This window comes from Erwinia sp. (genome assembly GCF_049696395.1).
Taxonomy (GTDB): domain Bacteria; phylum Pseudomonadota; class Gammaproteobacteria; order Enterobacterales; family Enterobacteriaceae; genus Erwinia.
In genome coordinates this window covers 1-14,554 of record NZ_JBAVTT010000150.1, presented here as the reverse complement: position 1 = coordinate 14,554, position 14,554 = coordinate 1, and the positions used below count along the sequence as shown (strand labels likewise).

The 14,554-nt window shown below is 54.4% G+C and carries 15 protein-coding genes; 2 read left to right on the top strand and 13 right to left on the bottom strand.

The features are described from left to right. Nucleotides 1-34 precede the first annotated feature (34 nt). The 3 genes from fadJ to WCC56_RS18080 all read right to left on the bottom strand — a co-directional run bounded on the left by fadJ (nucleotide 35) and on the right by WCC56_RS18080 (nucleotide 3,988). Entirely contained in the window at nucleotides 35-2,215 is a 2,181-nt protein-coding gene (fadJ, locus tag WCC56_RS18090) for a fatty acid oxidation complex subunit alpha FadJ (RefSeq protein WP_424693712.1), read from the bottom strand. Next, complete coding sequence (fadI, locus tag WCC56_RS18085; protein WP_424693711.1) at nucleotides 2,215-3,525, bottom strand: acetyl-CoA C-acyltransferase FadI; 1,311 nt, start codon at nucleotides 3,523-3,525, stop codon at nucleotides 2,215-2,217. The genes fadJ and fadI overlap by 1 nt, the downstream gene beginning before the upstream one ends. Before the next feature lie 166 nt (nucleotides 3,526-3,691). Then, complete coding sequence (locus WCC56_RS18080) at nucleotides 3,692-3,988, bottom strand: YfcZ/YiiS family protein (protein WP_424693710.1); 297 nt, start codon at nucleotides 3,986-3,988, stop codon at nucleotides 3,692-3,694. 379 nt (nucleotides 3,989-4,367) lie between these two features. Between WCC56_RS18080 and fadL the strand changes: the two genes are divergently transcribed. Beyond that, a complete protein-coding gene (gene fadL / locus WCC56_RS18075) occupies nucleotides 4,368-5,651 on the top strand; it encodes a long-chain fatty acid transporter FadL (RefSeq protein WP_424693709.1) in 1,284 nt (427 codons plus the stop codon). Between the two features lie 63 nt (nucleotides 5,652-5,714). Here the strand turns inward: fadL and mlaA are convergent, their stop codons facing one another. The 10 genes from mlaA to ccmA are packed head-to-tail and all read right to left on the bottom strand — an operon-like array spanning nucleotide 5,715 to nucleotide 13,472. Beyond that, on the bottom strand, nucleotides 5,715-6,476 hold the full coding sequence (gene mlaA / locus WCC56_RS18070; protein ID WP_424693708.1) for a phospholipid-binding lipoprotein MlaA: 762 nt from the start codon (nucleotides 6,474-6,476) through the stop codon (nucleotides 5,715-5,717). A 31-nt stretch (nucleotides 6,477-6,507) separates the two neighbouring features. Further along, nucleotides 6,508-7,719, bottom strand: a complete 1,212-nt coding sequence (ccmI, locus tag WCC56_RS18065; RefSeq protein WP_424693707.1) for a c-type cytochrome biogenesis protein CcmI — start codon at nucleotides 7,717-7,719, stop codon at nucleotides 6,508-6,510. Then, entirely contained in the window at nucleotides 7,719-8,174 is a 456-nt protein-coding gene (locus WCC56_RS18060) for a cytochrome c-type biogenesis protein (protein WP_424693706.1), read from the bottom strand. The genes ccmI and WCC56_RS18060 overlap by 1 nt, the downstream gene beginning before the upstream one ends. Next, entirely contained in the window at nucleotides 8,171-8,728 is a 558-nt protein-coding gene (locus WCC56_RS18055; RefSeq protein ID WP_424693705.1) for a DsbE family thiol:disulfide interchange protein, read from the bottom strand. Before WCC56_RS18055 ends, WCC56_RS18060 begins: the two co-directional genes overlap by 4 nt. Then, nucleotides 8,725-10,680 (bottom strand): heme lyase CcmF/NrfE family subunit, encoded by a 1,956-nt coding sequence (locus WCC56_RS18050; protein ID WP_424693704.1) that lies wholly within the window; start codon nucleotides 10,678-10,680, stop codon nucleotides 8,725-8,727. The genes WCC56_RS18055 and WCC56_RS18050 overlap by 4 nt, the downstream gene beginning before the upstream one ends. Continuing rightward, a complete protein-coding gene (gene ccmE / locus WCC56_RS18045) occupies nucleotides 10,677-11,168 on the bottom strand; it encodes a cytochrome c maturation protein CcmE (RefSeq protein WP_424693703.1) in 492 nt (163 codons plus the stop codon). The genes WCC56_RS18050 and ccmE overlap by 4 nt, the downstream gene beginning before the upstream one ends. Beyond that, entirely contained in the window at nucleotides 11,165-11,398 is a 234-nt protein-coding gene (ccmD, locus tag WCC56_RS18040) for a heme exporter protein CcmD (protein WP_424693702.1), read from the bottom strand. Before ccmD ends, ccmE begins: the two co-directional genes overlap by 4 nt. Then, on the bottom strand, nucleotides 11,395-12,138 hold the full coding sequence (locus tag WCC56_RS18035) for a heme ABC transporter permease (protein ID WP_424693701.1): 744 nt from the start codon (nucleotides 12,136-12,138) through the stop codon (nucleotides 11,395-11,397). The genes ccmD and WCC56_RS18035 overlap by 4 nt, the downstream gene beginning before the upstream one ends. A 57-nt stretch (nucleotides 12,139-12,195) precedes the next feature. Further along, on the bottom strand, nucleotides 12,196-12,855 hold the full coding sequence (gene ccmB / locus WCC56_RS18030) for a heme exporter protein CcmB (RefSeq protein WP_013203166.1): 660 nt from the start codon (nucleotides 12,853-12,855) through the stop codon (nucleotides 12,196-12,198). After that, entirely contained in the window at nucleotides 12,855-13,472 is a 618-nt protein-coding gene (ccmA, locus tag WCC56_RS18025; protein WP_424693700.1) for a cytochrome c biogenesis heme-transporting ATPase CcmA, read from the bottom strand. The genes ccmB and ccmA overlap by 1 nt, the downstream gene beginning before the upstream one ends. Before the next feature lie 240 nt (nucleotides 13,473-13,712). On the opposite strand from ccmA, the gene WCC56_RS18020 reads away from it, so the two are divergent. Next, the coding region (locus WCC56_RS18020) for a formate/nitrite transporter family protein (RefSeq protein WP_424693699.1) at nucleotides 13,713-14,554 on the top strand (842 nt) is incomplete at its 3' end.

Here is a 14,554-nt window from a genome sequence, read left to right as displayed (position 1 = left end):
AGAGTGCCAAAGTGCGCCTTTTTTACCGAAAAATCTAACCCCCTGAATCCGCGTGGCTATTCGTTTTTACCGCCGTTTTGTAAAAAAGCGCCCCTTCGCCAGCTCGTCTCTTCAGCGCTTCACAAGGGGTAAAACGTTCGCCGTGTGCCTGCATCAGCCGCTCTAATGTGTTCACCACCTCAGCGGCGCCTAAACGGTCCATATAGCGGAACGGCCCGCCAAGGAACGGAGGGAAACCGATGCCAAACACCGCACCTATGTCCCCGTCTCTGGCTGAATGAATCACCCCTTCCTCCAGCGTTCTGGCTGCTTCGTTCAGCATCATCATCACACAACGCTCAGCCACACTCCCGGCACTTAGATGGGATTTGGGCGTCAGGTTCAGGACTTTATAAATACTCTCATCCACCGACTTTTTACTGCTAAAGGTTTTGCGGTTATAGAGATAGAAACCCCGGCCATTCTTACGCCCTTTGCGATTGTCATTCAACACGGCGGCAAAGGCCTCCGGCGTTTTAAAACGTTCGCCCCAGGCTTGTTCCAGCACCGGCATGATGTGAGTGCCTACATCAATACCCACTTCATCCAGCAGCTGTATTGGCCCGACCGGGAAGCCAAATTTCACCAATGCCCGGTCAATGCTGTCAATGGGTTCCCCTTCCAGCAGGCAACGCATGGCTTCAATAATGTAAGGTGCCAGGATGCGATTCACATAAAAACCGGCCCTGTCAGCCACCACAATCGGCGTTTTACCCTGTTTTTTCGCCAGCGCAACCACGGTGGCAATAGTTTCTGCGGCAGTAGTCGAATGCGGGATGACTTCGACCAGCGGCATTTTGTCTACCGGACTGAAATAGTGCAGCCCAATGACGTTTTCTGGCCGTTGGGCATTCGCTGCGATAGCCGCAATCGGCAGTGAGGAAGTGTTGGAGGCAAAAATCGCCTGTGCAGACGTATTGGCCTCAACCTCTGCGACCATAATTTGCTTCAGCGTCAGGTCTTCGAACACCGCTTCAATGATCACGTCACGATGGTGGAAACCCTGATAATCGGTGCCGCCGCCAATCAGGGCCATCTGTTGCTGGCGTTCTGCCGGGCGAAGGTGGCGACGTTGCACGCTTTTGCTCAGCAAATCCCAGCTGTATTTCATCGCATGATTAATGCCTTCAGGTTTGATGTCTTTTATGCGCACGGGCAACTTGCCACGAGTGGCAGTGACATAAGCAATCCCGCCGCCCATCAAGCCTCCGCCAAGCACACCAATCGTCTTCAGTTCACGCGGCTGGGCATCTGCACCGCGATCCTTTTTCATCTCAGTGGTCGCGAAGAAAAGAGCGCGTAAGGCTTTTGATTCCGGCGTCATTGCCAGCTCGCCAAAGGCTTTAGCTTCCTCGGAATAGCCGATGATGCTGCCCTTAAGCAGACCGGTCTTGACCACTGATAAAATTTTCCGGGTTGCCGGATAGTTGCCTTTCGTTTTGGCTTCAGTCTGTTTAGTTGCCATGGCAAACAGCAATGCGCGACCGGCCGGTGCATTCAGCAACCTTTCACGCAGAGGCAATGTTTTGCGGGGTTTGCGGCCGTTCAACGCCATTTTCACCGCGGTTTCCAGCAGAATCGAGTGCGGAACAGCTTCCTCCACCAACCCCATTTTCAGCGCCTGCTTAGCCCGCAGCGTTTTACCGGTAAGGATCAGATCCAGCGCCCTGGAAGCGCCAATTAAGCGTGGCAGCCTTTGCGTGCCGCCAGACCCCGGCAGCAACCCCAGCTGGACCTCAGGAAGTCCCAACCGGGTTTTGTCCTCTAAACTGCAAACGCGTTGATTGCAGGCCAGGGCTAATTCAAGGCCACCGCCCAGACAGGCACCGTGGATAGCCGCAATGACCGGAACGGACAGCGAGGCAATCTCAGCCATCACTTTTTGCCCTTCATGCGCCAACGCTTCGGCTTCCTGTGCCGTGCTGCAGCGATCGATCATCGAAATATCGGCACCGGCAATAAAAGAGTCTGGTTTACCGGAAATCAGCACCAGCCCGGCCAGATGCTTATTACTGCGCGCTTGGGCAATCACTTCGCGGATCTGCCCGGCGAATTCCGCCTTGAGCGTGTTCATCTTCTCGCCCGGCACATCAATAGTGATCACCCCAACGTTATCCAGCCGCATGACCAGGCTGAAGGCTGAGGCTTTTTGCGTGTTGTCGATCGTCGTGGTCATTATTCGGCCTCCAGAACCATTGCAGCACCTAAGCCGCCAGCGGCACAAGCCGTGACCAGCCCAAGCCCCCCGCCGCGACGACGCAGTTCATTCAGCGTCTGGGTAATCATTCTTGCGCCAGTCGCCGCAAAAGGATGGCCGTACGCGATGGAGCCGCCCAGCACGTTGAATGTCTCTTCGTTTACCTCGCCAAGCGCATGTGGGCGTTTTAACACTTCACGGGCAAAGCGCTCGTCGGCAAACATTTTCAGGTTAGCCAGCGTCTGCGCGGCAAAGGCTTCATGCATATCGATCAACGTCAGATCGTTGAGGGTGATCCCTGCTCTGTCCAGCGCCAGCGGCGAGGCATAAGAAGGGCCTAACAGCATATCCTTCCAGACATCGATGGCGGTGAAGGCGTAACTCCGTAAATAGCCCAGAGGAACAATTCCGAGCTCTTTAGCGCGCGACTCTGTCATTAGCACCACAGCCGCTGCCCCATCCGTTAACGGCGTGCTGTTGGCGGCGGTGACCGTCCCGTGCTGACGGTCGAAAGCTGGACGAAGGCGCGCGTAGTCTTCAAGGGTCGAGGCCATCCGCACGTTGTTGTCCTGCTCAAAGGCTTTGTGCCACGGCGGAACAAAAGCGGTCATCACCTCTCCTGCCAGACGGCCCTCTTCCCAGGCTCTGGCCGCCCGCTGATGCGAGCGATGGGCCATGGCGTCTTGCTGTTCACGGGTGATGCCATGGCTCTTTGCCATTTGCTCCGCGGTGTCACCCATTCTTAGCCCGGTTGAGTATTCCGCCACGGCGGGCGGCACAGGCAGCAAATCACGCGGGCGCAACTGGCTGAACAGCTTCATTTTTTGTGAGAAGGTTTTGGCTTTATTCAGATCGACAAGGATGCGGCCCAGCTTTTTGCTGACGCCAATGGGCAGGACAGAGGAGGAGTCAGCGCCGCCCGCAATCCCAGCCTGAATGGTGCCAGCCAGCAGACTTTCTGCCACGTTCGCTACCGCCTGAAAACTGGTGGCGCAGGCACGGCTGACGCTGTAAGCATCGGTCTGCACATTCAGGCCGCTGCTCAACACAATTTCACGGGCGATGTTCGGTGCTTCAGGCATCTGCACCACCTGACCAAACACCAGCTGTTCAATAACCTCCGGCGGCAGTTCGCTGCGCGCCAGTATCTCGCTCACCACCATGCGCCCCAGCTCAATAGCGGGAATGCCATGCAATGCCGTAGCCTGGCGGGCAAACGGGGTGCGGAGTCCGTGAGTAATGGCGATGCGATCGCCCTGACGCGTCAGCAAAGGAAGCGCTTTGCTCATTCTGATCACCCTTAACAGTCAAACGGCATCATTGCCTAACAGGTCTGACCTCTAAGGTTAACCAGATTTTAACAATGTGCACGCGGATTGAGAGAAAATTGCGAGAGCAAACACGCTTTAGAAAACAATGAGTGGGAAAATCCCACTCATTGTTGAACAAGGAGGATTAACGCAGGCCGAGCTGGAAAATCAGTGTTTCAGCCTGGCAGCAGAAAGTGAAATCGGCTTCCAGCAGCACGCCGTCTGGCTGTTCATTGAAACGGGCCTCAATCACGCAAGGATCGGATTCAACCTGGCGGGCTTTTTCCGTTAGCTGGTTGAGCATGGCTTCCGCCTGTTGGCGAGTTTCATACAGCTGGCTCCAGCTCGCGGTGCAGTCCGTGTTGTCCATGATGGTTCCAACATCTACACAACAGCAGGCAGCCGTTTCATTCGCGCTGCATTTATTTATGGCATGGGACATGGGTGATCTCCTGTTAACCGCGCTCACTGCGGCAGAACGTTTATTAACTGGCCGCTATGTTACCCCTGAGATAAGGGCGCTGTCTGGCTATTGGAGGGTATGGCAGCAATAACGGGCGAATATCCGGGGCAATTTTGATCTGAAACAAGCTAGACTCGATGTTGTCATTTGCGACACGCAGTTTTTTGTTAAGCAGATCGCTTTTTTTAGATCATTTTAGAAATATCTATAAAACAATATTGCAACATCGACACAGGTCGGACCTATACTGGTGCCACTGGTCTGATTTGTTAGATGTATGTCAGTCCCTACAATTCGTGAACCTTTGTTACCACCGGTAGCAAAGTTCAATAAAAATCAGATAAATGAGGTTGTGGTCATGAACCATAAAAACCTGTTTGCGAAGTCTGCTCTCGCAGCTGCAGTGGCAATTGTATCTTCGAACGTTTACGCAGCCGGCTTTCAATTGAATGAATTTTCGGCCATTGGTTTAGGCCGCGCTTATTCAGGCGAAGGCGCAATGGGGGATACTGCTGCATCAGCCAGCCGTAACCCAGCTACCATGGCGCTTATGGATCGCCCGATGTTTTCTATCGGTGCCGTATATATTGACCCGGATGTGGATATCAGTGGCCAAAGCCAGTCCGGTCAAAGCCTGGATGCCAATAATATTGCCCCTACTCAATGGGTTCCCAATATTCATTACGTCCAGCCAATTAACGATCAGTGGTGGTTAGGCGCTTCTGCTACCTCCAATTATGGTCTGGCTACCGAATTTAATGACGACTACACCGCTGGCGGTTACGGCGGTAAAACCGATCTGCAAACCGTTAACTTTAATTTAAGTACGGCTTACCGTCTTAATCAGAACTTCAGTTTTGGTATTGGTTTTGATGCCGTTTATGCCCGAGCGAAGATTGAACGCTATGCTGGTGAATCCGGAGCAGCACTGGGTCTGCCGGCAGACACTCAGATTGCCCATCTGAAAGGGGATGAATGGGGTTATGGCTGGAACGCCGGTATTCTCTATGAAGTGGATGATAATAACCGCTTCGGCTTCACGTATCGCTCTGAAGTAAAAATCGACTTCGACGGCGATTATAAGAGCAGTATCCCAACCTATATCAACCCAATTAATCAGGCTGGTAACTTCGGTCTGCCTTACGGCACCGGCGGTGAAACGATTCCAGGTGCTTTGACCCTGAATCTGCCTGAAATGTGGGAGCTGTCTGGTTACCACAAAGTGGCCCCACAATGGGCAGTGCATTATAGCCTGACGTATACCAGCTGGAGCCAGTTCCAGGAGCTGAAAGCCACTGGCAGCAATGGCCAGGAGCTGTTCTATAAAGAAGAGAACTTTAAAGATGCTTACCGCATCGCACTGGGAACGTCTTATTTCTATGATGAAAACTGGACCTTCCGTACCGGTATTGCCTTTGATGACAGCCCGGTCCCGGCTGATAACCGTTCCATCTCCATCCCGGATCAGGATCGTCTGTGGTTAAGCGCAGGTGCTTCCTACGCCTTTAACGAAGATGCCTCTGTTGACGCAGGTATTTCCTATATGCACGGCCAGCATGTCACCGTAGAAGAAGGCCCTTACACCTTCAACTCTACCGGTAAAGCCTGGCTGTACGGCGCTAGCTTTAACTACAAGTTCTAATCCCACACCAGACACAAAAAAGGCCTGTCGCAAGACAGGCCTTTTTTTATTACGTCAAAGACGTCAGTTAGAATCGATATCGTTCAAGTCGCCCTGAATCGCCGAAGCGTTCGGGTTTTCCTGTGGGATAAGTTTGCCATCACTGGCCAGGAAATCATGATGCTGGAAATACGCCGCACGAACAAAGGCGTAAGGATCCTGCGAATTACGCAGCATCGAATCTGAATCCAGCAGCTGCGCACGGGTTTCAACCCCTTCCAGCGCCCACTTCCCTGCCGACATCCACCAGGTCAGCCAGCTTAATGGCGCATAGAGATCGTCAACCAACCCACCCACATCTTCACGAGGGGTGAAGCCGCCGTAGCCAGGCACTTCAACGTAAGGGCCGTAACCCACACCGTAATTCCCCAACGTGCTGCCAAACCCGCGAGCCTCTTCTTTCGCCAGCTTAGGATTGGCCATGCTCGCTACGTCGATAAACCCGCCCATTCCCAGAATCGTGTTCAGGAAGAAACGGTTAAAGTGGATCATCGCTTTATAAGGTTTGCCCTCAATAAAGTAGTTCACCATCGTCGAAGGTTCATCAAGGTTGCTTAGGAAGTTACTCAGCCCGGTGCGCGCTGGCACCGGCAGATAGTCACGCCAGGCCACCGCCACAGGACGAACGACGTACGGGTCCAGCACGTTGTAGTTGAAGTTGAACATCGAGCGGTTAAAGCCCTCGAACGGATCGGACCGTCCTTGAGGCTGATCTGCCGTATTCGAACTGGCACAGCCAATCAACAATACGCTGGCCAGTGCTACACCCGTCACGCGGTAGCTCATCTCTTACTCCCTGTCTTCTGTGTAATACCGCCTACGGCTGCTGCTGATTAATCTCAACAGACAGTTGCTGATGACCATCAAATGCCGTGACAGCGCTGGTGCCGAACCAGTCCCCAGCCTGCGGGTTGGCACTGCCATCACGCGAGATGCGCACGCGCACCTGAACCTGATGCTGAGCAGAAAGTAGTCGCTCCGGCATCATGGCGTTGCTGTCATCCAACGTCAGCGATAAAGGAAAATGGCTTAACGGTAATTTTTTCACCGCCACCGGGACGGGAGAAACACCATCAGCAACGGAAATATACAACACTCCGTCGCTCGGTAACATTTTTTCTGCTCCCGGAGCCAGGGTGATGGAAAGTGCCAGATGGCTGTTTTGCTTACCGGATTCCGTTTTTGCCTGCTCGATGCTGCGCTGGATCATTACCCCGCGCTTATCGTCGGCTGGTAACAATTGTAACATCTTTTCCCAAGCTGCAATGGCGTCAGGGTAGTGCTGCTGACTAAAAGCATTAAATGCCAACAGGCTCAGCACACGCAGGTTGCGGCCGTCTGCTTTGATCATCTCATTTAACATCACACCAGCCTGACGATTATCCTCAGGATCCGGTGAACGCGTCAGCACATCAGCATAGCTGAGCTTCACCTCAGGATTATTTGGTGCCAGCTGCATAGCACGCTGGAACGCTTTGGTGGCGGTATCGGCATTGTTCAGCACCATGCCAATGCGTCCCAACATCAGCCAGTCATTGACGTTCTGCGGATCGTCTTGCAGTGAGCTGCGCACGCCAAGCCCTAACCGTGCCAGCTCCTCCATAGTCAGTGGTTTGGCATTGGGATCCATCACCTGAGCACGTAAGGCAGGCAGATCGCTCTTCACCTGCTGCCAGGACATGACCTGCGCAAAGCCCCCGGTTTTGAAATAGAAGCCAAGGCTGACCAGGATCAGCACCAGCACGCCCGGCAACAGCACCCAACGTCCCACGCTGCGTTCCACGATCTCTTCGTCTTGCGGAATGTCGTGCAGCAGAGTTTGTTGCAACTCACGCACCATTTCTGGCCGCTCAGCTACTACGCCCTGATCTTCATCCTCTTCCAGCTCTTTCAGACGCTGATGATAAAAAGCTTTGTTCAGCGCATCGCGTTCAATTGATACCGGACGATGTTTACGCCCGCCAGCAATCAGCAAAAGCGCACAGGACGCTATTAACAGCGCCAGAATGGTTAACCAGAATCCACCCATTATTGCTTCCTGTTATTCTTTAAGAGCGCATTCAGGCGCTGTTGCTGTTCCGCATCCATATCGTCATCAAGCCTGCGTTTCTTGCTGCGCAGCACGATCACCAACGCGCCGATAATCACAAACAGCGCCGGGCCGGCCCACAGAATGATCGTGGAAGGCATCACCGGTGGCTCATAGGTGACGAAATTGCCGTAGCGCGCCACCATGTAATGCTTAACCTGATCTGGCGTCTGACCCTTCTGCAGCAGTTCATAGACTTTCAGCCGCATGTCGCTGGCGATCATCGCGTTGGAATCGGCAATGCTGTTGTTCTGACATTTTGGACAGCGCAGGGATTCGGTCAGGTGGCGATACTGCTGCTCCTGATCGACCGAGGAGAATTTATACGTATCAATGTTATCTGCCAGCACGTTGCCACTGAGCAACAGCGCCAGAAACAGGACTATCCCTCTCATGCGCCTGCCTCCTTGCTGTATTTATCCCATAAGGGCTTCACTTCGCGGTTCCAGACGTCATCGTTCAGATCCCCGGCGTGGCGATAGCGAATGATCCCTTTGCCATCGATCAGGAAGGTTTCTGGCGCGCCATACACGCCCAGATCCAATCCCAGCATACCGTCACCGTCATACAGGCTCAGCGCATAAGGATTGCCCAGCGTGTTCAGCCAGTTGATTGCCTTGCTGCGATTGTCCTTATAATTCAACCCGACCACGCGCACGCCTGTTGACGCCAGTTTATTGAGGTACTGGTGCTCAGCCCGACAGGTCGGACACCAGGTTGCCCAAACGTTCAGCAGAATTGGTTTGCCGTCAGTTAGCACCGACTGATCGTAGGTTTTTCCCGGTTGATCCAGAGATTCCAGTGTAAATACCGGCACCGGCTTGCCCACTAATGCCGACTCCAGCAACGTAGGGTCATCCCCGTTCGCATTGCGGTTGAGCTGCCACATCAAGGCCGCCGCCAGCAGCAGAAACAGCACTAGCGGGATATACAGAATCTTCTTGCTCATGCCAGTTCCTTCTCTGCTTTCTTGCGTGAACGGTAACGCGGGTCACACAGGCAGAAGATGCCGCCAACGGCCATAAACAGACCGCCGAACCAGATCCAGCGAACGAAAGGTTTGTAGTAAATGCGCACGGCCCACGAGTTATCGCCCAACTCTTCACCCAACGCGGCGTAAAGGTCACGGGTGAAGCCACCATTGATCGCCGCTTCCGTCATCATGGTGTGCGCCACGCTGTAGTAGCGTTTTTCCGCGTGCAGCGTCGCTTCGTGCTTGCCGTTACGGGTGACGTCGATGATGCCTACGCCGCCGGTATAGTTCGGGCCTTGCAGGGTATGCACATCACGGAACGTGAAGTGGTAGTTTTGAATATCTACCGTGTCGCCCGCGCGCATACGCACATCGCGCTCCACGCTGTAGTTCTGACTGAAGGCAATGCCGATAACGGTAACCGCCACGCCAAGGTGACCCAGCACCATTCCCCAGTGGCTGCGGGAAAGATGGGTTAAGCCTTTGAAGAAGCTGTGACGGTGCGTGGCACGTTCATGCAGCTCCATCAGCGTCAGGAAAATGACCCAGATCGACATCAGCAGGCCAACAACCGCCATCGCTTCGATGCGATCCTGCATCAGCCACGGCAGGAGAATCGACAGCACCAGCGTGCCAACTAAAGCCACGCCCAGACGCTTCCACAGTTTCTGTGGTTCATCACGGCGCCAGCGGACCAGCGGACCAATGCCCAGCATCAGGGCCAACGGGGCCATCAGCCAGGTAAACAGGGTATTAAAGAAGGGCTCGCCAATCGAGATACTGCCAAGGCCGAGCTGCTTATGCACCAGCGGCAGCAAGGTTCCCAGCAACACCACCAGCATCGCGGCAATCAGCAGCACATTGTTACCGAGCAGGAATGATTCGCGCGACCAGACTTCATTCTGCACACGGCTGCGTACCTTGCTGCCCTTCACCGCATACAGCAGTAACGAGCTGCCAATAACGATCACCAGGAAAGCGAGGATGAACATTCCACGAGATGGATCGGAAGCAAAGGAGTGCACAGATACCAGCACGCCAGAGCGCACCAGGAAGGTGCCGAGCAGGCTTAATGAGAAAGCGGTGATCGCCAGTAAAACCGTCCAGGCTTTAAAGGTGCCGCGCTTTTCAGTCACCGCTAACGAGTGGATAAGCGCTGTGCCTGCCAGCCAGGGCATAAAGGAAGCGTTCTCAACCGGATCCCAGAACCACCAGCCGCCCCAGCCAAGCTCGTAATATGCCCAGGCCGAGCCCAGCACGATGCCGACCGTCAGGAATACCCAGGCCGCCGTGGTCCATGGACGTGACCAGCGCGCCCAGGCGGTGTCCAGCCTGCCAGCCATCAACGAGGCGATGGCAAAAGCGAAGGCAACGGAGAACCCAACGTAACCCATATAGAGGATCGGCGGGTGGAAGATCAGGCCGATATCCTGCAGCATCGGGTTCAAATCGCTGCCGTCGATCGGGAAGTCTGGCAATGTTCGCGTAAACGGGTTCGAGGTCAGCGTAATAAAGAGCAGGAAGCCGAGGTTAATCATCCCCATCACGGCCAGCACACGGGCGATGGAATCCATCGGCATGCCACGGCTGAACAGCGCCACTGCCAGCGTCCAGGTGCTGAGCAACAGCAACCAGAGCAACAGCGAGCCTTCATGCGCACCCCAGGTTGCCGCTATGCGGTAATAAACCGGCAGCAGGGTATTGGAATTGGTTGCTACGTAAGCCACGCTGAAATCGTTGACGATAAAGGCGTGAACCAGCACCACAAAGGCACCAAGGATACAGGCAAACAGCGCAAAGCTAAGCGGACGAGCCAACCCCATTAAACGACGATCCTGGCGGGCGGCTCCCCAAAGGGGGTAGATACTTAACAGCAGTGAAATGGCCAGTGCCAGACAAAGCAGAAAACTGCCTATTTCCGGCATCATGACTGGCCACCTTGTGCAGGAGGTTGATAAGCCGACTGCGGCCCTTTAGGGTTGGTTTTCATCGCGTCCTCAATTTCTGGCGGCGTATATTTTTCATCGTGTTTCGCCAGCACTTCTTTGGCTTCCACCAGGTTGCCGTCCTGGAGCACGCCTTGCGCTACCACACCCTGCCCTTCACGGAACAGGTCAGGCAGAATGCCAAGATAGCTGACGCTGATCACGCCTCGGGCATCGTACAATTTGAAAGAGACCTGCAGCGTTTGAGGATCGCGCTTCACGCTGCCCGGCATAACCATGCCACCAACACGCAGGCGCTGGCCTGGTTCGGGCTTGACGTGGGCTTCCCCTTTGCCATTAAGAATTTCGCCGGGGGTGTAGAAAAGGTCGATGTTTGAACGCAACGCGTACATCACCAACGAGGTGGCCAGGCCCAGGCCCACCAGAATTGCTGTTACCATGATCAGGCGACTTTTACGGCGCGGATTCACTGTTGTTCTCCTGCGGCTTCACTGGCGAGTTTTTTGCTTTTAGCGGCGCGAATGCGACTTTCTCTGGACTGACGCTGACGAATTTCCTTCAGCAGACGATGACGCTGGAAAACGGTGTGCAGCACCAGCCCGGCAAGGGCTATCAGCGTGCAGGCAACCGCCAGCCAGACGAAGAAGGCGTAGCCGCCCATGGCAAAGAAGTCCTGCCAGGTGGTGAAAGCTGGGGTCATGCTTTGCGCCCTCCTTTCGCTGCCACTTCGGCCACCCACGGACGGTGACGTTCGGTAAACAGCAGCAGATTACGCAAGCGCATCAGCGTCAGTGAAATGAACAGCAACAGATAGCCGAGGATTGACCAGCGCAGCGGCGAACGCATGCTTGGGTCAATGGACTGCTGGAGCATACCGGATGAACCCTGATGCAGGGTGTTCCACCACTGCACCGAGTAGTGAATAATGGGCAGGTTAACCACGCCCACCAGGATCAGGATCCCGGCTGCTCGTCCCGCCATGCGGCGGTCTTCAAAGGCGTTATACAGGGCAATAACGCCCATATAGAGGAACAACAGAACCAGTTCAGACGTGAGGCGGGCATCCCAAATCCACCAGGTGCCCCACATTGGCTTACCCCAGGCGGCACCCGTAATCAGTGCAATAAAGGTAAACACCGCACCAACCGGTGCCATGGCGGCAGCGGCCAGATCGGCGGCTTTCCATTGCCAGACCAGACCTGTAAAGGCGGCAATTGCCATCGATGCATAGATGCCCATTGACCACATAGCGGCCGGGACATGGATATACATGATGCGGTAGCTGTTTCCCTGCTGATAATCGGCCGGGGCGAAACCAAATCCCCAAATCCAGCCCAGTAACAGAGCGGCAACGCCCAGCACCGCAAACCAGGGCACCAAACGACCGCATAACCGGTATAGCCGGTCGGGCTTACCGAGTTGATGTAACCATTTCCACATTATTATTTTGCTCACATAAAAAGAAAAAGCGTTCTGGTGTTTATTATAAGAAGTCAGTTAGTGCACGCTGACCCGCAATGCTGCGGCGGTAGCGAACGGTGCCAGCGTGGCACTGCCCACCAACAGGGCTCCTAAAATGGCCAGGTAGCCGTCAATCGGTAATCCCATGCCGGCAGCGTCTATGGCTGCACTGGCAAAAATCAACACCGGTACTGCCAACGGCAAGACCAGTAAACTCAGTAAAACGCCGCCGCGGCGCAGCCCAACCGTCAGTCCCACGCCGATGGCGCCAAGGAAACTCAACGTTGGCGTGCCTAACAGCAAGGTCAACGCAATAGCTCGCCAGCTGGCAAAATCCAGTGAAAGCAGCAAAGCAGCCAGAGGGGAGAGCAACAGCAACGGCAATCCGGTCACTACCCAGTGAGCGGCCACTTTCCCCAGAACCGTTATCGGCAGTGGCGTAGGTAACAACAGCAGTTGTTCCAGCGACCCATCGAGAAAGTCGTCACGAAACAGGCGCTCCAGCGCCAGCAGCGAGGAAAGTAACGCTGCCACCCAAACGATGCCTGGAGCGATACGCGCCAGCAATTTAGGTTCTGGCCCAATTCCCAGCGGGAACAGGGTAATGACAATCAGGAAGAACCACAGCGGATTAATGATTTCCGAGCCACTGCGAAACGCAATACGCAGTTCCCGCTTAAGGACACGCCAAAACATCAGACTACCTCCGAAGAGGTAAGGCGAATTTTGCGAACTGTGCGATATGCCGTGGGTAAATCCTGGTGAGTGGTCAAAATCACCGCCCCGCCGTTTTCTGCGTGATGGTTGAACAGCGCCATCAGCTTTGCCACGCCAGATTTATCAATGGCGGTTAGCGGCTCATCCAGGATCCATAATGGAGAACGGCTTAACCAAAGTCTGGCTAGCGCAACACGACGCTGCTGGCCGGCGGAAAGCTGAGCAACGGCAACGTCTTCAAATCCGGTTAACTCCACTTCTTCCAGTGCCGCCATCAGCGAGGCTTCAGACTGGCTGGCATGGTAAAAATGCAAATTCTCACGCGCGGTCAATACGGCTTTCACTCCTGGCTGATGCCCGAGATAAAGCAGCGCGGCATGCCAGATTTCACGCTGTTGGCGTATTGGGTGCTGCTGCCACAGCACATCGCCCTGCTCTGCCCGACTGAGTCCGGCCAGAATGCGCAGCAGAGAGGTTTTCCCTGCCCCATTGGCCCCTTCAATCTGGACAATATCGCCCGCTGAAACGGTAAAACTGAGGTCGCTAAACAGCGTGCGTTCGTCGCGTACGCAGGTCAGATTGTTGGCTTCCAGCATCAAAAAAAGTTCGCGCTTAATAGAATTGGGCGAAATAGTACCACAGGCAATCAGTTCATCGCAGCCTGTAGTAGCCCTGCATTTCACCGGGTAAGGCATTATGCCTGTTACGCGTCACAAATCGCCTAAAAAAGGCTTGCGGTTAAAGGTTTGTTACGCTTCTTCTGAGGTTAAGTTACATTTCCTCTTCCCGGTAAACCCGCTACGCTTACAGAGTAATAACCACTGGGAAACATAATAATGAATAAGAAACAGGATGATGGCGAAGTAGAAAGCCAGGAAAGTGAACAAGGCGAAGAGATCGAAGTAGATGAAGAAGCTTTGCCCTCTCGCGCTGCGGCGGTTCATGAGCAGATCCGTCAGGAGGGGGAAAAAGAGTTAGAGCGTGATGGGCTGGCCCTGCTGTTTTCTGCCATTGCGGCGGGACTTTCGATGGGTGCCTCGTTGATGGCTAAAGGGATCTTCCAGGTCAATCTGGAAGGCGTGCCCGGTGCTTTTATCCTCGAGAATCTGGGGTACACCTTTGGCTTTATCATTGTGATCATGGCGCGACAGCAGCTGTTTACCGAAAATACGGTCACAGCTGTATTGCCGATAATGCACAAACCCACTGGCAGCAATTTGTTGTTGCTGTTACGCCTGTGGGGCATTGTGCTTGGCGGCAACCTGATAGGAACGGGATCGGCGGCACTGGCGTTTACGCATATGCCCATCTTTGATGATGCAACGCGAGGCGCTTTTGTTGCCATCAGTCAAAAAGTGATGGAGAACACGCCGTTAGAGATGTTTTCCAATGCGGTAGTGTCGGGCTGGATTATCGCCACGATGGTCTGGATGTTCCCTTCGGCTGGTGCGGCTAAAATCTGGGTGATTATCCTGATGACCTGGCTGGTCGCGCTGGGCGACCTTGCGCATATCGTTGTCGGCTCGGTAGAAGTGCTCTATCTGGTGTTCAACGGTGTGATCAGCTGGCATGAATTCCTCTGGCCGTTTGCCCTGCCGACCCTTGCAGGCAATATCATCGGCGGCACCTTTATCTTCGCGGTGATCAGTCATGCGCAGATCCGCAATGATATGAGTAC

What these genes read in the sequence shown, in the direction of transcription:
- WCC56_RS18055 (WP_424693705.1), bottom strand. Translation starts at nt 8,728, where the DNA reads ATGAGCAAGAAGATTCTGTATATCCCGCTAGTGCTGTTTCTGCTGCTG.
- WCC56_RS18035 (WP_424693701.1), bottom strand. Translation starts at nt 12,138, where the DNA reads ATGTGGAAATGGTTACATCAACTCGGTAAGCCCGACCGGCTATACCGG.
- ccmB (WP_013203166.1), bottom strand. Translation starts at nt 12,855, where the DNA reads ATGTTTTGGCGTGTCCTTAAGCGGGAACTGCGTATTGCGTTTCGCAGT.
- WCC56_RS18060 (WP_424693706.1), bottom strand. Translation starts at nt 8,174, where the DNA reads ATGAGAGGGATAGTCCTGTTTCTGGCGCTGTTGCTCAGTGGCAACGTG.
- fadJ (WP_424693712.1), bottom strand. Translation starts at nt 2,215, where the DNA reads ATGACCACGACGATCGACAACACGCAAAAAGCCTCAGCCTTCAGCCTG.
- ccmA (WP_424693700.1), bottom strand. Translation starts at nt 13,472, where the DNA reads ATGCTGGAAGCCAACAATCTGACCTGCGTACGCGACGAACGCACGCTG.
- WCC56_RS18050 (WP_424693704.1), bottom strand. Translation starts at nt 10,680, where the DNA reads ATGATGCCGGAAATAGGCAGTTTTCTGCTTTGTCTGGCACTGGCCATT.
- ccmI (WP_424693707.1), bottom strand. Translation starts at nt 7,719, where the DNA reads ATGGGTGGATTCTGGTTAACCATTCTGGCGCTGTTAATAGCGTCCTGT.
- mlaA (WP_424693708.1), bottom strand. Translation starts at nt 6,476, where the DNA reads ATGAGCTACCGCGTGACGGGTGTAGCACTGGCCAGCGTATTGTTGATT.
- fadI (WP_424693711.1), bottom strand. Translation starts at nt 3,525, where the DNA reads ATGAGCAAAGCGCTTCCTTTGCTGACGCGTCAGGGCGATCGCATCGCC.
- fadL (WP_424693709.1), top strand. Translation starts at nt 4,368, where the DNA reads ATGAACCATAAAAACCTGTTTGCGAAGTCTGCTCTCGCAGCTGCAGTG.
- WCC56_RS18080 (WP_424693710.1), bottom strand. Translation starts at nt 3,988, where the DNA reads ATGTCCCATGCCATAAATAAATGCAGCGCGAATGAAACGGCTGCCTGC.
- ccmD (WP_424693702.1), bottom strand. Translation starts at nt 11,398, where the DNA reads ATGACCCCAGCTTTCACCACCTGGCAGGACTTCTTTGCCATGGGCGGC.